Origin of the sequence: Shewanella sp. ALD9 (genome assembly GCF_002836315.1) — a bacterium.
In the GTDB taxonomy this organism is placed as follows: Bacteria; Pseudomonadota; Gammaproteobacteria; order Enterobacterales; family Shewanellaceae; genus Shewanella.
The window spans coordinates 1,139,793-1,163,271 of sequence record NZ_PJCD01000003.1; the positions used below are offsets into that span (position 1 = coordinate 1,139,793).

Sequence of the window (23,479 nt, forward strand, 5' to 3'; positions counted from 1 at the left end):
TTTATTTATTTATAACAGGTGACACAAGCTCCGCCACCTTCGGCTTCATCGTATATGTCGTCTAGTTCACCAAAGTTACAAACACCACCAAAATCACCTAATAAAGCGTTACTACGTTTCTTTTTATTAAAACGAGCGACTTTTTTCTCATGGTTTTCGATGATACGTTTTTGCACTTCTGGATCTTCTAAAGTTTCAAGAGGTTGACCTTGGCCCATCCAATAAAAGCGCTCACCAGTAGTGCTATTGTTGTCATCACCTTTCTCAAAAGCTTTAGCTTCTTCAAATAATGTAGGGTGCTTTTCCATCAGCTTTACCCATTCAATTTTTCGCTGATAGAAGCAAAAAGTACAACCCGAACGTGAACGCCACTTGTAATATTCAGGAAGCTCTAACCCATTACGTTGAAGGATATTTTCAATATCACTTCTAACAATGCCATGCTCTCTAAAAGGAAATACAGACTCAATAGGTTTCTCTATGGTCATGTATCCCGTTCTTTCAGGTTCGTCAGCTCGAATTCCAACGTAGTTTTTAATCTTATAACCATCACGAATAAAACTATCTAACCATTGTTCAAATGGTTTTAGTTTCATTTGCACAGTACACCAGCGATCACGCTGTGAGGGCAGGTAGTTACCATGCTCTTTTAACAAGTGAGCAAAGTCTTTTTCGCCACGACCTTCAATATTGTTCAATGATCGTGCATTTAAACGGTGAATATAACCCAGCTTTTCTTCAAGCTGATCAATAAAATCGTTGGTTTCTGGCAGCTCGTAGCCGGTATCGGTAAAGAAGTATTCAACCTCTAATTCGGGATACGTTTCTTTGACAAATAATGCTAAGGCGCTACTGTCTTTGCCGCCAGACAACCCTAGAACATGTTTAACTTTTTCAGTCATTAACAACCTCTGTTCCGCTTTCACTTTGTTCCATCAAATTTGTTAGCAAGTTAGTTAAAGCGGCCAATTGTTTCTCTTTAGATAAATCAGAGAAAGACGACTTTATTTTTTCTACAACTTGCAAAACGTCGCTATCCATTTCTAAATCGTACTGTATAAAACCACCAAATTCTTGATGCTTACCTTCACTATTCGTAGTGATGAATGCCAAAGGTTTTGAACTACCTTTAGTTTGTAAATTACCAAATGATTCAATACGTCTAAATTGAACACATAAGTTTTGCAATTCATCTAAGCCGTTACGAAGATGTTTATCGGTCCAATTACGCTCAGGTGCACCCGTTGCAAGATTAATAACAAATTCAAATTTACTCGGGTTATTAATGCATTGGCCTATTCGTTTAGCAAGCTCTTTGACATTAGGTCGCTTAGCTATGCTCTCAACAAATTCGCAACGTGTTTTGAGATTGTTATTAAATTCTTCACCTAACGTATCAATGATTATTTGTTTGAATCCATTATATAAAATATCATTTTGAGCACTTAAATCTTCAATTGCCGTTCTCAGCTTATAACCCAATTGATCTTCTAAAACGGGGTCATTTTTATCAAAACCAAATACAGCAGGTAAATCTTCTAAGATAAGCTTAAAGGGATCGCTAGCGCCAATAACTTTGTTTCTAAAGTCTCTTGCTTCTTTAGTTAAGCCATTTTGTTGGCTGCCGCTAAAGCTCTCGCCGCTGGTTTTTTTAACCCAAGATGGTAGCTTATGAACTATTCCAACAATGTGTTTTGCTATATTTAAAATAGCACTGTCAGTCTTAGCATTTCCGATTGTAGCTTGAGCTAAATTTTCTAACAAATGACTCTGAATATCTGATATTTCAAAGTATCGTACCGCAGCTTCATGTGGATGCTTATAGATTTTATTAACCAGTTCCTCATCTAATTCAGGAATAAAAATAAACTGATTTGTAGAATCCCAATCATAAAAAGCAATTTGGCCTTCCAGTGACTTTAACAGCGCTAATCCATATATGCGACAAAGTCCGGTTGTTAAGCCAAAAGGTGGCAACATCCAACGTTCATATAACTGTGCGATGGAAACATGTGCTGTGGTTGAGTTCTCTTTAATAAAAGTAAAACCATCTTGCCAAAGTGCATGCATCTTTGGATTGGCATCTTTGGTTTCTTTACTCCATGTTTTGGGGAATAAATAACCCTCAGGAGTATAATTATGCCAACCTTTGCTCTTTAAGCACGATAGATATAAGCCTTTCTCTGGAGGGAAGCTATTTTCATCGAAGCCTAAATCTTTTTGGTCTCCATTTACAAACATTGCATTCATCAATTTACGAATTGCACTGTTTGCACTACCAGAAGGTTTAGAGCGGTTAACTAATTCATTAATTACAATTGGTGCTTTGTGATAGATTTCTTCTGCTATCACAGATGCCAATGAAGTAAGAGGAGATGAGGGCGGTAATGGGTTATTCCAATGCGTCCACTGTGCATTTTTGTAGATGTGTTGCAGTTCTTTTTCTACATTTTGTTGAGCAAAGATGATGCGGTTTTCTAACTCGTTCTTGGCGATCAAGTCATGTGTGATTTTCTGCTCATCTTTAAGGATTTGTTTAAGTGCTATCAGCTCAATTGCAGCTGTTTGTAAAATGCTAAAATCGCCATACTCACCGATAACGCAATGGCTTAAGTTTGATGCAATTTCTTTAAACTTTTCTGTCACATCGGGTGATACCGATAAAACAAAAGTAAGGAAAGCTTCGCCTGTTTTCGGCTCAGTACAGAGTTGTTCAAGTAACGATTTTTCGACTTTATTGATGAGCTTAGTTGTTGCCCATCGCATTGTTCCTGTTTTGTGATAGTGTGCCGTCGCTAATATATTTTGCGGCAAGTCACAAACGCTAGTCCAATCAACACCTTGACTAACAGCTTCAACACGCTCACTTATCAATGTGTTGATATCGATATCACTACCTTGGAACACAAACAAAGCATCATGTTTCTGTCGGTAAATAATGACAGTCCATGTTTGTAAATCATCTAACGCTTTAGCTATTTCAGTATTTTTATAACCACGATTTACAAAGTATTTTTTTAAAAAATCTTTTTTAGCATGTAATTGATGATGAAAACCAAATATCGTCAGTAATGAAATAACCTTAGTTATAGAAACATGTAGCTCACTACCTTCTGCTTTTTGTTCTGCGCGATATATAGCATCACAACCTTCCAACCAAGCCTTACTATCATGCGATGTAACAATTAAGTGATGCAAATTATGGTGAAGGTAATCCCAATACATTTCTGGCCTGTATAAAACCAGGTCATCTTGAGGTTGTGTATAGTTATCTTCTAGAAACTCACGAAAACCATACTTTTCATGTGATGCAAGAAAACCGAATAAGCTACGCTCATTTTGTGAGAAGCGGCGTCTTGAAACAGGGCCTAAAAGTAAACTGACAATAGGGTCAAGTGGCAGAGTATCGGTTAACGCACCAACATTCCGATTTTGATTAGCGAAAGTACTGCTGACGACATTGACTAACTTTGCATACTTGCTTTCTATTTTTACGGAAATTTCAGCTGATCGTGTTATCGAGTCACCAACGAGGATTAATGATTCGTCAATTGATGGATTAAAACTAAGATCTCGATAGCGCCCCTGAACTTTACTCCATTCTTGCTGAGTTTTAGCATCTTTATTTTTAGCGTAATCAGAAAAAGCTTGATGTAAGAAACCTATCATCAATACAGGGCGATTAGCTTGTTGAACTACGTCAGCTAATGCTTGGAATAAATGTAAGTCCTTATTAGCGCGTGATTGATAATCTAAAGCCTTGCCCATTTCATCGAGTAAAATTAATACACCATCATCATTACTTTGCGTTGAAGACAGAACCAGTTTAATTTCAGAAAGACATTCATCGTCAGTTAAGTCTGCAATTATATTCACATCGTGCGTTATACCAAGTGCAATATACAAACTTTGTAAAATACTGTTTGCAGGTGACTCTAAACCACAAACATGTTTAACAGTTTGCCAGCCAATGTTGATTGCAAATCTTTTCTGAAATTCAGACAAAAGGACAGGCGATGATTGTAACTTTGCCGTAGCGTACTCGCGTAACTTAGTATCAGTAGATAATAAACATGATAAAAATAACGCGACGGTAGATTTACCTGAACCATAAGGCCCTGTAATGGTATATACCCTTTGTGCATTAGCGTCGTATTCGCGACTGACAGTATCAAGCACATTAACGGCAGTACCATGAAGAATAAAATCGTCAATAAAGGACCGTAAATCTTCGCTATCACCATCAATACGGGTTGAGCTTTTATAACGCTGGTTGATAGTTATGAGTGATTCAGTCATTTTTAGTGCCATAATATTGATTCAAATAGAGAGTGCTGTTGGTCTTTGCATAATCAGAAACGTTGACTTGCCTTAATCCTAATGAATCGACCCACGAAATATTTTTGTCTGTAAAAGTCTGAACTTCATCGAGTTTTTGCCCTAATCCAGATTCAGATAACCGGAATATACGACCGGGTGAACAGGGTTTACTCAATAATGAGTCGAAATCGACAGTGCTAACTTTAGAATCAACTGTTTCAGTTTTAAAAAACTCAAGCAGGGCATAAGTAAATATTTCGATAGGCAGTTCAGGACGTTCAGATAGATTGCTAATGTAAAAACCGCCACCGTTATCTTGTATCAAATTTAATTCAGACAAAGGCGAAATAAAATGGTCTTCATCTATGTTGATACTTTTTTTCGATGGAGTAGCTTTGAGCTTTTTACTATAGGTATTCAAAAAGCAGTCAATGTCTTTCTTGATAGTAGATATATTACCTAGTTCACTATCAACCAGTTTTTTTGCATCTTCAAAACAATCAGCGATTAGCTTTGTTTTTTCAAAATGTTGCACATTTGCAAAATTAAAAAAGTAACGGTAAGCCGTCAAATGTTCAACATTAAAATTTAACCAGAAATGAACTAACCAAACTGAGCCAGGTAGTTCTAGGTAAGGATCTCTTCCATCCTCTAAGTTTTCACCACCAAAAAGATATTCGCCATTTTGTGACACAGCATGAGTAAATGAATTATTTGATCGTTCAGAATGAATCACGTTAGAAGCTTCAGCCCAATACTGAATAGCTTTAACCATATTTTTACCAACACCAAGTTCAACTATCGATTGACGAATGCTGTCTTCATCAGAACTTGAGAATTTACCATTTGAATTCAAATGATTAACTGCCTTGAATAGCCATCCATAGCGCAGAGGGAAAGTGTCATGACCTGTAAACTTAGCTTTCATCGCTTATTAGTGCCTCTGGAGAAATTGTCCAGCGGGGATTCTAGACCTATTTAAAGATGAAAAAAAGCATTTTATTCAAAATACTGTACTTTTGCACAGTTGTTTTGTTAGATAATAATTTCTGTTGTATCAAAAGAGATTATGAGATAAATTTATGAAAATAAAGACATAAAATCTATATTTTCATTTTAGTAATATAAACATATTATTGTAGTGCTACGAAAGGAATTCGTCTTTAAGTTGAAGGATTATTAGATAAACCTTAGATCTATTCATACGTCTTCTTTGAAATTTTTGCCACTACGAAATTTTAATTGCTCATATTCTTATACCACATATAGCTACTAGTTATTTGGATAAGATTTTGAATTTCGGAGACTTTTAATGCAAAAATCGTTAGATATTTTTACTGCTAAACCTCAATCAGTTTTTGAAGTTATTTGTGAACGTAAAAGCACAGGTTTTTACATGCCAGCGTATCAAAGGCCGTATTCTTGGGAAGAAAAACACATTCAGGATTTGTTCTCAGATTGTGCGAGTGTTTTTAAAAACCTTCTTGACTCTTCCGATGCTATTATTTTCCTCGGTTCCATTCTTTGTGTTGATGATAGTGCGGCTTCAACAGTTTATCCTTTACAGAAACGTCATATTCCTTCAGATATCAAATTAATTATTGATGGACAACAACGCTTGTCCACATTGATATTAATTATCATGTGCTTAAATGAGCAGTTTAGAATATTGTTACCCGTATTAAAAAAAGCAATCGATAAGGAGGAGGATAATTATTCAATAGATGCACTAGAAGAATTAAGAGAAATTGTGTCTCAGCTTATCTTAGATACATCTAATTTTTCTATTGAAACACAAGCCGATCATGCTGTTTACAAATATCTACCTAAAATTATTCGCTCTCAAGTGGATTGTTGGGGTAAAGATGACAAAAAAGCATCATATCAAAGCCCATTATCAGAGTTACTGATTTCGTATCAGCGTCATGTCATAAATCAACATAGCGACTTATCATTCAAAGAGTTTGATCTTACCAGTTTAAGTCTTTCAAGTAAGCGTGTTATCAACAATGTTAAAGAAATTAGAAAGCAGCTTAAATGCATTCAGAATGGTTTTCAATTTATGTCCTCTGATGGTGAGGTTGAAGAAAAATTGAGTGTCTCTGATTTCGTTGATATTGAAACTTTAGATATTTGCCTAGATTTCCCTGTCGATAATAAACTTCTAAAAGCCTCCAGCAATAATAATAAAATAGAGCAAATTATTTTTCTGACAGCATTTGCAAAGTTTTTGCTACATCGGGTATGCCTTACTTATGTAGAGGTTAATAATGAATCATATGCTTTCGATATGTTCGAGGCTCTCAATACTACAGGCGAACCATTAACTGCAATAGAAACATTTGTGCCGAAAGTGATAGAGCACATCGGAAGTAAACGTAGGGATGGTATTTCGGAAATTGAACTTGAAGAATCAATAAGTACACTAACTTCGATTACAGAACGATTTGAAAGCATCATAACAAGTGAAAGGAAAAATGCTCAAGTCAAGGCATTAATTTTATGCTTTGTTCGTGCTTATCAAGGTAAAGTAAAAATTACCAACTTAAGAGATCAACGTGATGCAATGTTAAAAAGTTATGAGGGCTGTAACCCTAAAGATAATAAAGATTATTATTTAAATTATTTAGGGAAAACTGCAGCGTTTATATTTGATCACTGGCAGGCAAGAGCTCCAAACACACAAGGTTTAGTTGCGATAGAAGATCTGGATGTTGCGAATGTATGTTTACGATATTTAGTAGATATGAAGCATGAGATTGTCCAGAGCCTATTAGTTCAGTTTATACTCCAAGATGCTAAATATGAGTTAACAGGTACAGCTGAAGCGAGCTTTGGACAAATACTAAAAGCTGTAACAGCATTCAGCGTGCTATGGCGGGCTATGAGTGGTGGTGCAGATGGAATAGATAATGTTTATAAAAAACTTCATGAAAAAGGTTTCGATGTTGCAGGAGTATTCTATAAAGCATATCAGCTAAAAGATAGCTCACTCAGTACAGAAGAATTTAGTGTTGATGCTATTAAGGCATTTTTTAGACAAGCTTTAGAAAGTAAAATTGAAGACAAAGGTTCACCAAAAGACGGAACTTACGATAAATGGTTGGATATTTGTTCTAAACAACCTCTTTTAACTAAATCTAAGAGTATAAAATTTCTAATTTTGGCAGGTTTCCATGGTATGGCGTTACAGGATAATTGTTTTGTACGGACTGTTGATGCTAAATCTAATTTTATATCTCCAATTATGTGGGACTTAATTTCTAGTAATGACAGAATTAAGAAAGTTTATAACGGTGGTGAAGGTTTACATAGTGATTGGAATGATGCTGAAATAGCTAATCTTGACGAATTTAATAAGCTAGGTAATGTTTTAATCGATGCGCGTAATAGTATTTCTTTAACGACACAAAAATCTTGGTATAGCTTAAAGCAACACATGCTTGAAGCTCTAGGCAATGATTCAATAAATTCATTGGATAGTATTTTATCTTGCGAGAGTGAAGTATCTATTGAAGCACAAAAAAATGCTGCAGTATTAATGCTAGAAACTAAATATGCTGAGATCACTTACGCTGACGAATGGAATAAGCAAGTAATCAATGAAAGAACGGAGCTTCTACTAAAGAATGCTTGGACTAATTTAAAGAGTTGGCTGGAGTAGTTTTTTAAATGAATTTTTCAGCCCTTAATCTGAAAACTAAGTATGATTCAGACGAAGACGATATCTTGAATAGCTTTCATGTACCTTTGTTTGCTTGTGCTAAACAATATGATAGAGCTGTAGGTTACTTTTCTTCAGAGGTTCTAGTGTCCGCAGTTGAAGGGCTTTCAAAGTTTGTTCAATCAAATGGCAAGATGCGGTTGATTATTGGCGATCCTTTATCTGATAGTGAATATGAAGCAGTAATGGAGGGTAGGCTTAATCTTTCAAGTACTCGTTCAGAAGCATTTGTGCAACTATTATCGGAAACTGAGAATAAAAAGTTAAAATTACTAACGTATTTAGTCGCTAATGAGAAGCTAGATATAAAATTTGCTTTTACTCATAAAGGAATGTTTCACAAGAAGGTAGGAATATTTTATCAAGACGATGAGACTGTAGTTTTTAGTGGCTCAGCTAATGAAACTGTTGCCGCCTTGACAGATTACAATTCTGAAGAAATTTCAGTATTCTTTAGCTGGGGCGTTGGATTTGCTGAATACGGTAAAATTGAAATTGATAATTTTAATTTACTATGGGCCAACAAAAAAAATAGAGTGAAAGTCGTATCATTAGACTCAGATGCTTATAAAAAAATTAAATCTAGTGTTGATATAGAACAATTATATAGTGAATTATTTAGTAGTGAATCATCTGTAAAAACATCAAAATCGGAGAAACCATTTTTTTCATATAGCTTTCCAAAGTCTCGACAGGAGTTGATTAGAGTAGATGCTGAAGCAAAACTTCCAGTAAAACCTTTAATGGTAAAAGGGCGACCATTTGAATTGTTTGATCATCAAAAAGAAGCAATAAAAAGCTGGGTAAAATCTGGCTATTGTGGACTCTTTAAATTAGCTACGGGTTCAGGTAAGACATTTACTTCTATTTCTGCACTAGTAGAGCTTTATGAGACAAGACATAAACAGGGTGAACCTACATTTGTTATAATATCAGTCCCATATATTGAATTAGCAAATCAGTGGGTTAGTGAATTGCAGCTCTTTAACATCATACCTGTTAAGTGTTATGAAAGTTCTGATAATTGGGTCCGAATATTAGATAAAAAAATATTACTTTTTCGCAGTGCTAGTCTGAGTTTTGTTTGCATTGTCGTGGTCAATAAAACATTGTCTTCAGATGTCTTTCAGTCAAAAATATGTAAAGTAATGCCTGAAAAAATATTGCTTATCGGTGACGAATGCCATCATTTGGGATCACAAGGTTTATTTGAGTCTCTTCCCCCTTGCAAGTTTCGGATAGGGCTTTCTGCAACACCTTTTAGAAATGAAGACGATGAAGTAGAGGGCTCACCTTTTCCCGATACAGCAAAGCAAAACTTAGTAACATATTTTAAAGGGATTATCAGTGAATACTCTTTAAGTGATGCAATCCGAGATGGTATTTTATCTCCCTATCGTTATGATATTGTAACGGTTTATCTTGATGATGCCGAACAAGAACAATATGAAGAATATTCCTTAAAAATTCAAAAGATGATTTTAAAAGCTAGGAATAATTCTTTGTTATCTGAAGAGCGAGTTATGTTAACGAGTTTATGTGGTGCGAGATCACGATTGCTTGCAACATGTTCAGGTAAGCTACCTGCGTTGATAAATTATCTGATGTCAAAAAATATGTCGATGGAACACTCTTTAATTTATGTTGGTGAGGGGAAATCTGAAGGAGATGAAGCCTCATACATTACTAGAGTGACGAATAGATTACATGAATATGGGCTTAAGGTCGCTAAATTTACCTCACAAGAATCTAGTGTTGAACGCAACAGAATTATGACTAACTTTAAATTACAAATCGTTGACTCACTAGTTGCCATGAAGGTGCTGGATGAAGGGATAGATGTACCCGTTTGCAAGAGTGCATTTATATTAGCTAGTACAAGAAACCCTCGGCAATATGTTCAGAGAAGGGGGCGTGTACTCAGAAAGTCAAAAGATAAAAATGAGGCGTTAATTGTCGATTTTGTAGTATTACCTCCTCTTGGTAGTCGAAGTAAAATAAGCCAAAATCTGGTTAATGCTGAGTTAGAAAGGATAAACGACTTTAAATTGACGGCAATTAATTCACAAGAAATTGACCTTAAACTCATTGAATTAGGAATTGAATAATGAAGCTAAATCTAGATGAATTTAAAGCTTTGTTGATAGAGGCTGATATTGCAACAGAAACTGCACACAATAATTATTCAAAGAAATCAGCTGTACATAAAGCTGCATTGCAAATAATACAATTTGAAAAAGATTTGTATTATGGTGAAACAGTACAAAGTCGCCATTTACAGAAAATAAAAGATATTATTGAATCGAATTCGGAAGATATTGTTAATGAAATTAATTAAACTTGAAATTAATAATTTTCGACAGTTTTATGGTAAGCAAGTTATTGATTTTTCTGTGAAAAAGAAAAAGGGTGTAACTCTTATTCATGGTGAAAATAATGGTGGAAAAACTGCACTTTTAAATGCACTTAGATGGTGTTTATATGAAGAGACAACTGATAATTTACAAGATCCAAGAAATCTAATAAATAAACATGCAGTGACTCAAAAAATCAACACGTTTAGTGTTAATTTACAGTTAGAACATGGTAATCGCCTGCTTGAAGTAAGAAGAAGTCAATCTAGAGTTAATCCGACAAGTAAAGTTCAAGTCTTTGAAATTGTAGACGGTTGTTATTCTGAGCGGGCGGTGGATAATCCTAATACGTTGATTAACACTTTTCTACCAAAAGAGATGTCTCAATATTTTTTCTATCAAGGAGAAGGTACGGGGACTCTAAGTAGTCAAAATGACTTTTCACATATCAAAGATGCTATTGACAAAGTGCTAGGTTTAACTGTAGCAAAAACTACAATAAAGCATTTAGGAACTATTAAAACTGGTTATCAGAAAGAATTGAGACAGTATGATTCTGATAACGAAATTGATAAGTTGGTTTCAGATAAAGAGCGTATTGAGTCATGTTTAGAAAAAGATATTGTAACTCTAGAGAATAGTGAAAAAAAACTAGAAATAGTAGAGAAAGAGTACGAATATCAAATTTCTCAATTGGCTCGTTTTGATCAAACAGTAATTGAAAATAAAATAAAATTAAGAGCTCAAAAAGAAAGATTGTTAAATGATCTTATTAGGGAGTACAACAAACTACTTGATTTTAAATTAAAATCCTCGTCTGGTTGGGCTTTAAAAACATTTTGTTCAAAATTAACTAATATCGATCTTGATGGTATTAATACTGAAGAATTAAATAAATCATTGCGCTATAGCGTAGATAAACAATTACTAAGTGAAATCATACACAATCACGAATGTATTTGTGGTACGAATATCAACGCTGACAGTGCAGCAGCAACTCTTCTAAAAGAACTTGGAAAAAATGCTGTTGATCCAGAATTAAAGAGACGCTGGGCATTGTCTCTACAATTGAAAGATAAACTTTCGAATATCTACTCTCAAAAAGCAGAAATGCAAGATTTATTAAGTAAAATAGATAGTTATGAAGTTAATATTGAAGAAGTTAAAAATGATATCGTTGAGTTGAGTCATATTATAAATGATTCTGATTTAGACGATATTAAAAAAATTGAAAAGAATAAAAAAGAAGCTAAATTACAGTGTGATCAGCTTAATAGCCAAATACCACAATTGAAGCAAACAATCAAAAAAAGAAAATTAGATATTAAATACATTGATGAACAAATTTCACGTTTTTCATCTACACAACCTAAAGCTGCAAAAATTAGAAAATTTATTCAAGCTGTTGATCACATAATAGCTCTTTTTAATGAAGAAATTGAATTATCGAAATCTGGTGTAGATCTATTATTACTCCAGAAAATGCGCGATTTTTTCTCTAATGTTGCCTTTAATGGATATACCGTTAAAAAGAGTTCAAGTAATTCTTCTGATAGTTTTACTTGGGTGATTGTCGATAACCAAGGAGATAAGGTTGCTGCCGGTAATGGTTATCAGGCAATGCTTGCAATCTCTTTTGTTGTTGCATTGATAGATTTTTCAAAAGGAAGAGCCAATAGTAAGAAACACCTTCTAACACCTGGTACTATTGCGCCATTTATTGCTGACTCAATACTTGCTTTTATAGGACCTGATAATGGTAGGGAACTAGTTAGATATATAGCTGATTCTGTAGATCAATCCATTTTTATGTTTTCTCAAGCTCAATGGACTGAATCACATACTGATGTTGGCATTAGGTCAAAAATAGGTAAAGAGTACAACCTTGTACAACATACTGTCTTAACCGAAGAAGAGTTTAAAGGTCAATATCCTACTCACTTAACAGTTCAAGGGCGTCAATTTGATGTAGTTAGGTTCGGCAGTGAGTTTGATAAAGTTACAATTGAGGAGATAGATTAGAATGTCTGAGTCATTAGATTGGCGTAAACTTGCTGTTAGAAGAGACTCTTGTTTTGACGTGCTTGAAAAAAGGTTTTGTTCGACAAAAGACTCTACTAATCCCGATTCTGCTTTTAGTACAATTAAAGAGTTCATGGTATTTGCTGCTTTAGTTGGTTTTCAATTAGATGAATACCAACCAATTACTTCAAAGTCCAATACAGGATCAATTTTACTCGAAACTTATGCTTCAACAAAACATGATGCTTATATTTATTTAATAGCACTTGGGCGTAAAGCATCTTTAGATATTTTAAAAGATGAAAATTTGAAAGAGGCAATTGGAGTTTTCGAAGGCTATTGTAACGGTGGTCTGAGACATATTGATAATTGGGTTATGAATAACATAAGTGAACCATTAGTTAAAAATATTTTGTTCAACGAAACACTAGAGTTTCTGATAAACCAAGAAACTTAATATTTAGTTAGTTTAGGCTTGTGTTGATTAGAGTAACATTATTTATATATAGCAATGCTTATCCATTAACACCGGCCGTTTATCTACTTCCACATAATCAAAAAAATCGACATCGAGTTGCCACATCTTAACCTTAATGCGTTCGCGCAAGGTTGGGAGTGGGCTGGTGTCGAAGTTGTCGTACCCCATAAAGCTGACTTTACCTGAAGTGATATGAATTTTAACCAGATCGATTTCATCCAGTTCGCCATACAGTTGCACCGCTGCGCCAACATAGACACGTAATAACGCGGGCAGGTAACTTAAGTACTTTTTATGGAACTCTAACGAGTGACCGTTATTGAGTTTACTAGCAGGCAGTTTGTTGTCGTGTGCGTCGATACAAGCTTGTTCAATTAGTTGGGTATCTGCGATGGCAAATAATAATACTTTGGCTTCATTAATGGCGACCTTGTAAGTATCAAAAAATATTTTGATGTCGCGTTTTTGCTCGTCGGGTAATCGACTGTAACCTTTGTGTTGTTCGAACTGACTCAATGCAAAGTATACCAGTAAGTCTTCACGTCTTAAGGCTATGGCTTGTTCAAACTCAAGTTCAGCTGATTCACCTTGCACTTGTATCAGTAATTTAAAGGCTTTTTTAGCATTACCAAAATGCATTGTGATGTTGGCCGATTCAGCAAACTCGTCATCTACTGGTAAGCGGCCTAGCTCTAAACATCTGTCCCAAAAAGCGGTTAACAAGGTTTGGTGTTGAGTGAACAATAATCTGGCTTGTTCTTCGGATGTTGGTGTCGGTGTGGTTATTTGGTGCCATTGGTGATGGCGTTGATGCCGCTTTGCTAAAAAGCGTTGTTCTTCAATTTTGTCACGGAAAATATAATAAATGCCTGGTGCGACAGCGATGGCATTTTCGTCTAACGTGCGTTCGATATAACCTTTTAGCTCGGCCTGGGCATAATATTTTTGAAACGTATTGCGTGAGGTAATGACACCGTCTTTATAGGGCGTAAATTGACTGATAAAGCTGTCGTTTGCCAGCATGGCTGACACTACCAATAACTTTCTAGATAGATGCCAAGCGCCTCGTATGGCTTCTGTTCTTTCTATTGCATCTTCGATGACGTTAATGACAAAACCAATGTTAACAATGTCGGATTCAACTTTGTCAGCGTCTGGGCAAAAATTTGGGTCCCAGCCTAATGCTTCTAAACCGTGCGCTTGTAGTTCTCTTAAATCGTCACCTCGACCACATCCATAGTCAAATACACTGTAATCACCGTTTAAATAACTTTGTTTGGCAAGATGCTTCATTGGTGAGCTTAAGTCGTGTCTAACTAATGCCGTTTTATGTCTGTCGATATTGCTGCTGTCTGTTTGCACACTAAAACTAGAGCTTCTAAATAGACGACCGTCGACGAGTTCATAGCCGTGTTGTTGGATTATTTTTTCCCACGATTGTTTAAAGCCTATCATGCGACTTTTGGTATACAAGCCTGCATTTTCACCTTCTTGAGTAATAGCTTGAAACTCATCATAACTGGCATGTGAGCTTGGCAACATGGTTTCTTTGCGATGCAGAATAGGTGGATTGTCGCTGGACAAGTATTGGGTGATGCGATGTTCAAGTTTACTTAAATCAACGGTAACGCTTTGCGTAAGTGCAGGGTAGGCTTCGGTAAAAAACGTAGGGTATGACAAGAGTGATAATTTAAATTCAGCTTTACTCAGCTTAATGACTTGCCAATCGTCGAGTGGGATTTTTAACGCATTACTCACCGCAATGATGAAACCACTGAGTTGTTTATCTATTTCAGTGAGGCCGTCCTGGTGTAAATAATGCGCGTCGGGTAATTTTTTCCCTAGCGGCATTGTTGTCACAAGCTTTTTAAATAAAACTGCATCCATAATGTATTTCCATTTCGTTTAGGTGATAAATCTCAACGAGGTTTACTTTTGTTCGATTAAGTACCAAAAACTGTTGCCTTGTTTTTTGTGCTTAATTGTTCCAGCTTGGCGCATATGCATTAAATGACAAGAGGATATTTTTAGCAGCCGCATAGTGTCTTTACTGTTTAGCCATTGCGACGTTTCATCTATTTCTGTTTGAGGTTTATCCATGTAGCCTCGTGTTGCTGTTAATAACCCACTTGCTGGATCACCGCGATTGCCGTTTCATCACGGCCTTTTTTAGACGGAACGCGGTGGCCGGTGTCGGCATTGGTTTTCATGGTTTGTATAAATTGATTCATTTGCGGGCCAATGCTGATGTGTATTGGTCGGTTTTTACCGTAGTAGTACAGGCGATCAAATTTCAGGTTTTCACACATCCATAGTGCAACTTGCTGCATATCAATCGGTTGGCCATTGTTGCTGCTTACTAGGGTAAAGTCACAGGCGGCACCTAGGCGGTCGCAGATGATTTTTTGATTTTGATTGAGCTCGTGCGAGCAGTGCTGATCAAGCTTTGGGGCAATATGCGGATTACGGTTTTTAGCTATTTTTCTAACAAGCTCGGGTGAACAAAAACCATAAGTTAAACGCAATGGGCCAAATTTGTCGACAATTGGGTCCAGTATTTGAGTGGCCAATAAACTCAGGGCGCGCCAGGTGTCAGGTTGTAATGGCAGGTTTTCAATATTATGTTCGAGCGCGGTTGCACCACAATTAATGAGATCTGCGTAAGTGAAAAAGCGGCTGGCTTTACCGTTGATATTATAGGTAAACAATCAAAATCCATCGTGTACGTTCATTTGGGACAACAATAGCGCTTATTGCTCAAGCTGGCTAGATGGAACTGTGGGATGGTTGTGAGATTGATTAAATATCGTTTAATATCATATTTTTTGAAGTGAAATGGGTGTTAAATTGCCGTTAATTTTTGTTTATCAAAAAAATATAATAATTTAATTGTTTACTGAGCTTTGTTATTTACTGAGCTTTGTCATAGAGCTCAGTAAACAGCCCATATTGCTGAATTGAATACTTACAGGGTTATTGAGTTTTGATTGTATAAAAATCGAACATGATTTATTTAGTGATCAATACTTTTTACAGTTGTAAAACAAACAGTAAAAAATGCACCATTAATGAGGTTTATTATGAAAAAGCTTAGTACGTTACTTGCCGTCTCGATATCGACTTTACTGGTAGCTTGTGGGGGGAGTGACGATAAAACAGACTCTCCTCAAATGGGGGTATTTAGTTTAGGTGTATCAGATAACCCAAGTGATGCCAAAGACGTGACGATCGCTTTTAAACAAGTTGTGTTAAAAAATGACTCGGGGAGTATTTCGTTTGATGTGTCAGATGATGGTGCTTTGAAACAAGTTAATTTACTTGAATTTCAAGGGCAAGCAGTTGACACACTTGTGAGTGGGCAAAGTATTCCTGTTGGTGAATACCAAATGTGTATTTATATGCAAAGAAGTGAAACCCCGAATGCGGACAGTTCATATGTCATAACCAATGACGATAATTTATTTGGTTTAACGACAAACAGTAATGGTTCATGTGGCGGAGTCGGTGCAACGGATACCGATACTGGACGGCTATTTTTTAATAAGGCATTTACGATTGCAGCAGGCACAAATAGCTTTGTTGCTGAGTTTGATCTGTCTAGTGGATTACAAGACCCCCATGGCAATAAAGACTACTGGACTTTAAAACCTACGTCGGTGCAGTTACATAACATTTCTGAAGTTGGTGCGATTGAGGGAAGTATTCCTGCTGACATGATGACTCAATGTGAAGTTGCCGCTGGCGGAAGTGCATTTAGCCATGCGGTTTATTTATATCAAGATACTGCGCTATTAGAAAATATGGCTGATTTTAATATTGATGCCGTCGTTGCTCCAGACGCTGCGCCTATTGCTTCTGCAAGAGTTAACGCTATTTTAGATCAAAACAATCAAGTGATAGGCCAAGGCTATGAGTTTGGTTTTGTGGTAGCGGGTAATTATAGTCTGGGTTACACCTGTGTTGCACAGTACGATGATCCAGATGTAAAAAATACACTTGATGATGTAGAAAGTCCTTTCTTTTTACATGCTGATTTACAAGATATTGAAGTGACAAATGGTACTGTCGCGAATGGTGAGTTTTAAGCTCATCTAACATTTAGTCTTATGCTGGCATTTTCGTGAATACGAAAATGCCAGCATAATCATTGTTCGTGTGTCGTTGGCATGCCTTGTTAATGCATTGACTGGTATTCCTATGCCGCTTTACCAGACATAAATATTATCTGTTCTGGCAGGTTCTATCACTGCTGTATTTACTACAGATTAAATGTCAAACCAGTACTTGGCGGGTGTTGGCGATATAGTGATGGATCTGCGCCTCAGTTTTTGTGTCAATCATCACTTCCGGTCGACGGTGCTCAGGGCAAGGCATACGTGGTGTTGTGCCAAAAACACGACATATCAATGGGCGCTCTTCATAAACCTCGCAACCATTTGGACCTAAGTATACGCAGTTCCACTCTTTTAATGCGGCTTCATGTTGGGCGTTAGTTTTAAAGGGGAGGCGTGCCATTTCTTCTGAAGATGTGGTTACTGGACCACAACAATCGTGACAACCTGGCTTACATTCAAATGACGGAATGCGTTCACGCAGCAGATCGACTATCTCTATGTTATTTTTCATTAATGCCTAACGTTTAAAGAGTTCGCGGACATTATACGTCGATAGTGGGCTGACTAAAAGTTGCCAAGGTATATATTTGGCCGCAACTTATTTAGTCGCCACTTATTTAGTAGTCACTTATTTAGTAGCAATGGACCCTTTGTGCAGGATGGTATATTAGTGGAATAACACTTTTTGTTTAATATTTGCCTAGTGGCATCAAAGATAAATCTGCTTTTACACCAAGTAACGGCTAAATGGCTATTACAACTTGTTGGATAATGAAGATAATGCAACAAGTGCATTGTCGAAATCTAATATTTCTACTGCATCATATAGCACTGCTAATTCATGCTTAACCAATAAATTATTAGCCAACATATTTTGTAGATTTAGGATGATATTCACCGCTTCTAGATTGTTATTTTCGAGGTGTTGTTTCAGTTCTGCGAGCATCGCGGTGAGCTCTGGGATTGAATAATCAACTGTTGGGCGTTGTGTTTCAACGTCTTTTTCTGCTAATAAAGCATGGATTTTTGACAGTTCAGCTTGTGTCACTGAATGTAACTGGGGCGCCAGTTCGACACAAAGTATCTCAAAAGCATTTGAACTATTCGCGTCCTTGAGTTTTATCTCCCAGGCACATAAGGCTTGATAGATTGATGTTAAGCCAGCTGTCCCAGAAGTCCCTTTAAGGGTATGAACAATGACCAATATCTCATTGGTGCTGTTTTGCAAGATCATCTGTTCTAGATTATTCAGTTGCTGATCCAGATTTGCTTCAAAAACCTTTAGTAAACGCCGATAAAACTTTTCATTACCACCAAAAGGCTTAAGTAAACTTTCTAGCTCCTTATTATCAGATTCTGATCTAAAATTATTAACGTCATGTTTATTCATTTCATCAAGGGGCTGCTGATGAGCAGTAATTTTAGTAGATTTCATATCTATGACTCTCGGAACATGATGACTTTCTAAGTACACTATAGAAAAGATAACAGCAGTTTACTGTATTATTGAGTTTCAATGGATGTCCTATCATCATAAAAAGTTAGGATTTATTGTTAATCAATAGCTTAGTTTGCTTCAACAATAATTATAATGCAATATTAGTCGATAAAATTCGACATATTTGGGGTTTACGCCAATCAAACTGGAGTCGGCATGCAATTAGATAAAATTTTACACGTAGAGGATGATGAGTCGATTCGAATCATTGTTGAAATGGCTCTCGTTGATATATCTGGATTTACCCTGTTGGCTTGTGATGGCGGACATGAGGCCATTAGCCAAGTGGAGGCTTTCGCACCAGATTTAATATTGTTAGACGCCATGATGCCGGGTATGGATGGTATACAAACGCTGATTGAAATTCGTAAAAAACCAAATTGTTTAAACATTCCAGCTGTTTTTATGACCGCGAGGATTCAGGAGTCTGAAAAACAAGAATATTTGGATGTTGGTGCAGTTGCTGTGATTGAAAAACCCTTCGATGCTATGAGTCTAGGTGATAGGTTAGAATCTATTTATCAAGCTAGCTTAATCTCTCAAGACATCCACAATCAAGAGTAACTTATGCAAACTCCTGTATTTCCTATTTCCGAGACAGAAAGACTTACCGCGCTAAATAATACTGGGCTGTTAGATACGGGCCCAGAAGAACGTTTTGATCGTTTAACGCATTTAGCTCAACTTTGTTTAGGCACGGAAATTGTGCTTATTTCATTGGTAGACTCCAATCGCCAATGGTTTAAGTCGAAACAAGGTTTAGATGCATGCGCGACAAGCAGAGATATTTCATTTTGTGGCCATACCATTTTAGGCGATGGTATTTTTGAAGTTGCTGATGCTCTGCTTGATAGTCGGTTTGCTGACAATCCATTAGTTGTCTCTGCGCCGTTTATCCGATTTTATGCCGGTGTGCCTTTAGTGTGTAATGGTGAAAAAATTGGCACACTTTGCTTTATTGATAGCAAACCTCGCCAGTTCACTGACAAAGAACGAGATATTGCATACGGTTTTGCTAAAAGTATTGAACAAGAAATTATTGATAGATTACAAGATCAAGCACATGAGCAATTAGTGGCAAGCGAGCAAATGTACAGGTCGGTGCTTGACGGAACGAGGATCGGTACTTGGCAGTGGAATATTCAAACGGGTGAAACCCATTGCAACGAACGTTGGGCTGATATTATCGGTTATACGCTTGCCGAGCTAGAACCCATTACCATTGATACTTGGTTATCCATGATACATCCCGATGACCTGGATTATTCAGATGCAGCTTTAGATGATCACCTCAATGGCTTAATTCCATTTTATGACGTTAAATGCAGAATGAAGCACAAAGATGGCCATTTTGTATGGGCGCATGATCGAGGCAAAGTCGTTTCTTATACCGCAGATGGTAAGCCACTGATGATGTATGGCACACATGCTGATATCACCAAAGAAAATAATAGTAACTTAGCATTATTACAAAGCCGAGATCAGTTTAAGACCTTGGTTGCCAATATACCGGGAATGACTTACCGATGTCTGCATGATGAACATTGGACCATGCTGTATATGAGTGAACATATTTATGCACTTACAGGCTATCCTGCCAGCGATTTTATCAATAACAGTCAGCGCAGTATTGTTAGTATGGTTCATCCTGATGACAGGGCATTGGTATTTGAAGTCATCGAAAAAGCTGTGCTTAGTCATTCTAGTTGGGTATTTAATTGCCGTCTTTTGCATAAAAATGGATCTGTTATATGGGTAGAAGAACGCGGCGCTGCTGAATATGACAGCAACGGTGTCGTTCAACACCTTGACGGTTTTGTTATGGATGTTAGCAAAGAAAAAAAACTGCAAGACCAATTATACAAACTGACACAGCAGCTTCCGGGTGTGGTTTATCAGTATCAGGTGTGGCCAGACGGACGTAGCGCATTCCCATATGCTAGCTCTGGAATCGAAGATATTTATGGTGTTAAACCGGAAGATGTTCTTACAGATGCTTCCAATGCATTTTCTACAATTTATCCTGAAGATGTTCCTGCAGTTGTTCAGAGTATTGAAGTCTCTAGCCAACAACTGACTATATGGGAACAGGAATATCGTGTTTACCGGGATGACAAATCGATAATATGGTTATTAGGCAGAGCAACACCGGAAAGGATGCCAGATGGTAGTACGTTATGGCATGGCTATATTCATGATATTACCCAAACTAAAGAATACTATCTAAAACTTGAGGATCTCAATCTTCAGCTGAATGTTACTCAACAAAGCCTTGATTTAGCGAGTGAGCAAGCCAAAATTGGTTATTGGCATGCATCGCTTGAGCATGGAACATTTTGGTGGTCACCTATTATTTATCAAATTTTTGGGTTTAACGCTGAAGATGTGGTGCCGAGTTCTACATTGTTTAAAAATGCTGTTCATCCTGACGATATCGATAAAGTGCTTAAAAATGAGCAGCAGACTCGTTCGACAGGTATTGTTAACGAAGTTTACCGAATCATCCGCCCTAATGGGGATGTTCGCTGGGTACATGAATTAGGACAGCTGGTTGCCGAAGATCAGAATCCGGATAAGATAATGATAGGTTCTATGCAAGATATTACCGAGCGGATGACATTACAGAAAATTAAAGATGAATTCATTTCAACCGTGAGTCATGAACTTCGCACTCCGTTAACATCAATTTATGGCGCATTAAGTTTATTGCAGTCTGGTAAGTTGGTCACACTACCTGCAAAAGCGGAGAAGTTGGTTGAGATTGCGAGCAGTAACTGCAAGCAGCTTAGTCGTTTGATCAATGACTTATTAGATATTGAAAAACTGGCTGCTGGTAAAATGTTGTTTGAAATGAAACGATTAAATGTAGTTCCACTTTTACAAAGAGCTATCAATGATCATCAACCATACGCCGACCTGCATAAAATTACTTTAGCGTTACATGTAGATAAGCAAATAGATGAATTGTTTGTATATGTTGATGAGCATCGTCTGTTACAAATTCTGACTAATTTCCTATCCAATGCGGTTAAATTTTCTCCCGAATCGGGGAGTGTAATATTGTCTGCGACTGTCACTTCTGATGAAATTGAAATTGCTGTACAAGACCAAGGAGCCGGAATCCCTGAAGATTTTAAGAGCAAAATATTTGCAAAGTTTTCGCAAGCAGATGCAAGCAGCTCTAAAGTGAAAGGAGGCACGGGTTTAGGCTTAGCCCTTTGTAAGGAGCTTGTTGAAGCAATGAACGGAAGCATTGACTATCGCTCCGAACCCGGCTGTGGCGCTCGGTTTTTTGTTAGATTACCCTTATCTGTTTAACGAAAAAACAATATCGTGAGTTTGATCTACCGCTACATAAGTATGGATTTGGCAACACATTTCGACAACATTATATTCAGAGCAACCAGCTAGTATTGACCATTAGTGATAATAATAAAATGGTGACTTAATCTGAGTGTGATTTGAAACAACCGTTGTCGACATGCATGACTCGAGAGAGGCAATGGTCCTGATCCATTGTTAAATAATATCAATACAGAAGAAGTGATGGCTGTAATCGTACGGCAAATCAGTTGGTGTTTTGATGCACTCATGGATATTGAAGTCTGCGATTATATTATGTTTAACTAGCATGCATTGGTGTTACGCGGAACATAAAGTCGAAGCGTTGATGAGTATTGAAATCGATACTGTAGACGTTAGCGGTAATCGTAGCGGTAGTCGTAGCGGTATTGGCAGCAGTAATAACACTTATACCGAATGACTTTATACAGAGTGACTTTTTTAATCAACAGAAGTGTAGTGAAGAGTGGTGAAGTTAAAAGTGCTGCAGTGAAAGGTTGTGTAGCGAAGGGCAATGTAGAGTCTTAATGATATTTTTAGTTTTAGTTTTGGCTTTAGTTTAAGCTGGCTTTAGTTTTGATATAGACCTTTTCATCTGCAATCGTCACAGATGAAAAGGTTTTATTCACTCAGCGTTATGAATTACTTGGCTAGTTTTACAAAGTAGTCAAATATCTCAGGTACATTGCCGTTACCTAAACCCGCGTCAAATGCAGCTTGTAGATTAGCAGATGAACCTTCAGCAATTTTAGATTCTGTGCCTAAGTCTTCTACCATTTTTAAGAAGTAGCCAAGATCTTTGTTAGCGTTAGCAATAGAGAAGCCTAAATCGCTTACACCGTCTACTGCATAGTTTTTACAGAATTTCATGAACGGTGAGTTAGATGGACCCGCTGACATGATGTCGAACAGTTGCGCACGGTCAACACCCGCAAGATCTGCAACAGCAAAGGCTTGAGACATAGCACAAACGGTAGTCATACCCATAAAGTTGTTGATTAGCTTAGTCGTGTGACCTGCGCCTAATGCACCTAAATGGAATACGTTTTCGCCTTGCTCGTCTAATACTGGCTTAACCTTATTAAAGGTCTCAAGATCGCCAGCTGCCATGATGTTGAGTAAACCGTCTTTAGCGTGAGCAGGAGTACGGCCGAGTGGGGCATCAATCATACCAGCGCCTTTTGCCGCAAGGTCTGCACCAATTTTACGCGTAGATGAAGGAATTGATGTACCAAAATCAACTAGTACAGAACCTTCTTTAATGCCCGCGAGAATACCATCGTCACCATAAACCAGTTTTTCAACTACGGCAGATGTGGTTAAGCACAGCATAACGATGTCGCTAGATGCAGCAAGTTCTTTTGCTGTCGTTACGGTTTTTGCACCGCGAGCAACACATGTAGCAACCGCTTCTTTGTTAAGGTCCATTACATTTAGCTGGTAACCTCTGTTTTGTAAGTTCTCAACCATGTTGCCGCCCATAAGGCCAAGGCCGATAAAACCGATGACTGGCTTTGTCATGTCTAACTCCTAAATATATTGGTAAATGCGTATTTCAATTTTATTCAGCTCACCGAATGTGCCAGTGCGCTATGTAATTTGTATAAAGAGCCATCTTGAGTTCAG

The 23,479-nt window shown here is 37.1% G+C and carries 18 protein-coding genes; 9 read left to right on the forward strand and 9 right to left on the reverse strand.

The window, feature by feature from the left end:
* Positions 1–5: 5 nt before the first annotated feature.
* Genes CXF88_RS12515 through CXF88_RS12525 form a run of 3 tightly spaced genes read right to left on the reverse strand, consistent with a single transcriptional unit; the run spans position 6 to position 5,248 of the window.
* Complete coding sequence (locus tag CXF88_RS12515; RefSeq protein ID WP_101087133.1) at positions 6–902, reverse strand: phosphoadenosine phosphosulfate reductase family protein; 897 nt, start codon at positions 900–902, stop codon at positions 6–8.
* Positions 895–4,299 (reverse strand): hypothetical protein, encoded by a 3,405-nt coding sequence (locus CXF88_RS12520; RefSeq protein WP_101087134.1) that lies wholly within the window; start codon positions 4,297–4,299, stop codon positions 895–897. Before CXF88_RS12520 ends, CXF88_RS12515 begins: the two co-directional genes overlap by 8 nt.
* Positions 4,292–5,248: a DUF4007 family protein gene (locus CXF88_RS12525; RefSeq protein ID WP_101087135.1), complete on the reverse strand. Its 957-nt coding sequence runs from the start codon at positions 5,246–5,248 to the stop codon at positions 4,292–4,294. Before CXF88_RS12525 ends, CXF88_RS12520 begins: the two co-directional genes overlap by 8 nt.
* Before the next feature lie 384 nt (positions 5,249–5,632).
* Between CXF88_RS12525 and CXF88_RS12530 the strand changes: the two genes are divergently transcribed.
* The 5 genes from CXF88_RS12530 to CXF88_RS12550 are packed head-to-tail and all read left to right on the forward strand — an operon-like array spanning position 5,633 to position 12,877.
* Entirely contained in the window at positions 5,633–7,984 is a 2,352-nt protein-coding gene (locus CXF88_RS12530) for a DUF262 domain-containing protein (RefSeq protein ID WP_101087136.1), read from the forward strand.
* 8 nt (positions 7,985–7,992) lie between these two features.
* Entirely contained in the window at positions 7,993–10,152 is a 2,160-nt protein-coding gene (locus CXF88_RS12535) for a DEAD/DEAH box helicase family protein (protein ID WP_101087137.1), read from the forward strand.
* A complete protein-coding gene (locus tag CXF88_RS12540) occupies positions 10,152–10,382 on the forward strand; it encodes a CxC ATPase DNA modification system associated small protein (RefSeq protein WP_101087138.1) in 231 nt (76 codons plus the stop codon). The genes CXF88_RS12535 and CXF88_RS12540 overlap by 1 nt, the downstream gene beginning before the upstream one ends.
* Positions 10,369–12,420 (forward strand): AAA family ATPase, encoded by a 2,052-nt coding sequence (locus CXF88_RS12545; RefSeq protein ID WP_101087139.1) that lies wholly within the window; start codon positions 10,369–10,371, stop codon positions 12,418–12,420. The genes CXF88_RS12540 and CXF88_RS12545 overlap by 14 nt, the downstream gene beginning before the upstream one ends.
* Position 12,421: 1 nt before the next feature.
* A complete protein-coding gene (locus CXF88_RS12550) occupies positions 12,422–12,877 on the forward strand; it encodes a hypothetical protein (protein WP_101087140.1) in 456 nt (151 codons plus the stop codon).
* A 42-nt stretch (positions 12,878–12,919) separates the two neighbouring features.
* On the opposite strand, the gene CXF88_RS12555 is transcribed toward CXF88_RS12550, so the two are convergent.
* Genes CXF88_RS12555 through CXF88_RS12560 form a run of 3 tightly spaced genes read right to left on the reverse strand, consistent with a single transcriptional unit; the run spans position 12,920 to position 15,606 of the window.
* Positions 12,920–14,785, reverse strand: a complete 1,866-nt coding sequence (locus CXF88_RS12555; RefSeq protein ID WP_197708436.1) for a DNA phosphorothioation-associated putative methyltransferase — start codon at positions 14,783–14,785, stop codon at positions 12,920–12,922.
* A 42-nt stretch (positions 14,786–14,827) separates the two neighbouring features.
* Complete coding sequence (locus CXF88_RS21990) at positions 14,828–14,998, reverse strand: hypothetical protein (RefSeq protein ID WP_197708437.1); 171 nt, start codon at positions 14,996–14,998, stop codon at positions 14,828–14,830.
* Between the two features lie 17 nt (positions 14,999–15,015).
* Complete coding sequence (locus tag CXF88_RS12560) at positions 15,016–15,606, reverse strand: hypothetical protein (RefSeq protein WP_101087141.1); 591 nt, start codon at positions 15,604–15,606, stop codon at positions 15,016–15,018.
* Between the two features lie 372 nt (positions 15,607–15,978).
* Between CXF88_RS12560 and CXF88_RS12565 the strand changes: the two genes are divergently transcribed.
* Positions 15,979–16,983 (forward strand): DUF4382 domain-containing protein, encoded by a 1,005-nt coding sequence (locus tag CXF88_RS12565; protein ID WP_101087142.1) that lies wholly within the window; start codon positions 15,979–15,981, stop codon positions 16,981–16,983.
* Positions 16,984–17,170: 187 nt separating this feature from the next.
* Here CXF88_RS12565 and CXF88_RS12570 read toward each other — a convergent pair whose 3' ends face one another.
* Both CXF88_RS12570 and CXF88_RS12575 read right to left on the reverse strand, forming a co-directional pair.
* The gene (locus tag CXF88_RS12570) at positions 17,171–17,524 is read right to left on the reverse strand and encodes a YkgJ family cysteine cluster protein (RefSeq protein WP_101031310.1); all 354 of its coding nucleotides are present in this window, start codon (positions 17,522–17,524) and stop codon (positions 17,171–17,173) included.
* Between the two features lie 243 nt (positions 17,525–17,767).
* Positions 17,768–18,448, reverse strand: coding sequence for an Hpt domain-containing protein (locus CXF88_RS12575; protein ID WP_101087143.1), 681 nt, complete (start codon positions 18,446–18,448; stop codon positions 17,768–17,770).
* 219 nt (positions 18,449–18,667) lie between these two features.
* Here CXF88_RS12575 and CXF88_RS12580 point away from each other — a divergent pair, with 219 nt between their 5' ends.
* The 3 genes from CXF88_RS12580 to CXF88_RS12590 all read left to right on the forward strand — a co-directional run bounded on the left by CXF88_RS12580 (position 18,668) and on the right by CXF88_RS12590 (position 22,274).
* Positions 18,668–19,075 carry a response regulator gene (locus CXF88_RS12580; protein ID WP_101087144.1) on the forward strand — a complete coding sequence of 136 codons (408 nt, stop codon included), beginning with the start codon at positions 18,668–18,670 and terminating at the stop codon, positions 19,073–19,075.
* Between the two features lie 3 nt (positions 19,076–19,078).
* Positions 19,079–21,829 (forward strand): PAS domain-containing protein, encoded by a 2,751-nt coding sequence (locus CXF88_RS12585; RefSeq protein ID WP_101087145.1) that lies wholly within the window; start codon positions 19,079–19,081, stop codon positions 21,827–21,829.
* A 265-nt stretch (positions 21,830–22,094) separates the two neighbouring features.
* Positions 22,095–22,274, forward strand: coding sequence for a hypothetical protein (locus CXF88_RS12590; RefSeq protein WP_101087146.1), 180 nt, complete (start codon positions 22,095–22,097; stop codon positions 22,272–22,274).
* 221 nt (positions 22,275–22,495) lie between these two features.
* On the opposite strand, the gene CXF88_RS12595 is transcribed toward CXF88_RS12590, so the two are convergent.
* Positions 22,496–23,374, reverse strand: a complete 879-nt coding sequence (locus tag CXF88_RS12595; RefSeq protein ID WP_101087147.1) for an NAD(P)-dependent oxidoreductase — start codon at positions 23,372–23,374, stop codon at positions 22,496–22,498.
* Between the last annotated feature and the right edge of the window lie 105 nt (positions 23,375–23,479).

Coding starts and splice junctions, on each gene's coding strand:
- CXF88_RS12515 (WP_101087133.1), bottom strand. CDS start 902: ATGACTGAAAAAGTTAAACATGTTCTAGGGTTGTCTGGCGGCAAAGAC.
- CXF88_RS12520 (WP_101087134.1), bottom strand. CDS start 4,299: ATGACTGAATCACTCATAACTATCAACCAGCGTTATAAAAGCTCAACC.
- CXF88_RS12525 (WP_101087135.1), bottom strand. CDS start 5,248: ATGAAAGCTAAGTTTACAGGTCATGACACTTTCCCTCTGCGCTATGGA.
- CXF88_RS12530 (WP_101087136.1), top strand. CDS start 5,633: ATGCAAAAATCGTTAGATATTTTTACTGCTAAACCTCAATCAGTTTTT.
- CXF88_RS12535 (WP_101087137.1), top strand. CDS start 7,993: ATGAATTTTTCAGCCCTTAATCTGAAAACTAAGTATGATTCAGACGAA.
- CXF88_RS12540 (WP_101087138.1), top strand. CDS start 10,152: ATGAAGCTAAATCTAGATGAATTTAAAGCTTTGTTGATAGAGGCTGAT.
- CXF88_RS12545 (WP_101087139.1), top strand. CDS start 10,369: ATGAAATTAATTAAACTTGAAATTAATAATTTTCGACAGTTTTATGGT.
- CXF88_RS12550 (WP_101087140.1), top strand. CDS start 12,422: ATGTCTGAGTCATTAGATTGGCGTAAACTTGCTGTTAGAAGAGACTCT.
- CXF88_RS12555 (WP_197708436.1), bottom strand. CDS start 14,785: ATGGATGCAGTTTTATTTAAAAAGCTTGTGACAACAATGCCGCTAGGG.
- CXF88_RS21990 (WP_197708437.1), bottom strand. CDS start 14,998: ATGGATAAACCTCAAACAGAAATAGATGAAACGTCGCAATGGCTAAAC.
- CXF88_RS12565 (WP_101087142.1), top strand. CDS start 15,979: ATGAAAAAGCTTAGTACGTTACTTGCCGTCTCGATATCGACTTTACTG.
- CXF88_RS12570 (WP_101031310.1), bottom strand. CDS start 17,524: ATGAAAAATAACATAGAGATAGTCGATCTGCTGCGTGAACGCATTCCG.
- CXF88_RS12575 (WP_101087143.1), bottom strand. CDS start 18,448: ATGAAATCTACTAAAATTACTGCTCATCAGCAGCCCCTTGATGAAATG.
- CXF88_RS12580 (WP_101087144.1), top strand. CDS start 18,668: ATGCAATTAGATAAAATTTTACACGTAGAGGATGATGAGTCGATTCGA.
- CXF88_RS12585 (WP_101087145.1), top strand. CDS start 19,079: ATGCAAACTCCTGTATTTCCTATTTCCGAGACAGAAAGACTTACCGCG.
- CXF88_RS12590 (WP_101087146.1), top strand. CDS start 22,095: ATGCACTCATGGATATTGAAGTCTGCGATTATATTATGTTTAACTAGC.
- CXF88_RS12595 (WP_101087147.1), bottom strand. CDS start 23,374: ATGACAAAGCCAGTCATCGGTTTTATCGGCCTTGGCCTTATGGGCGGC.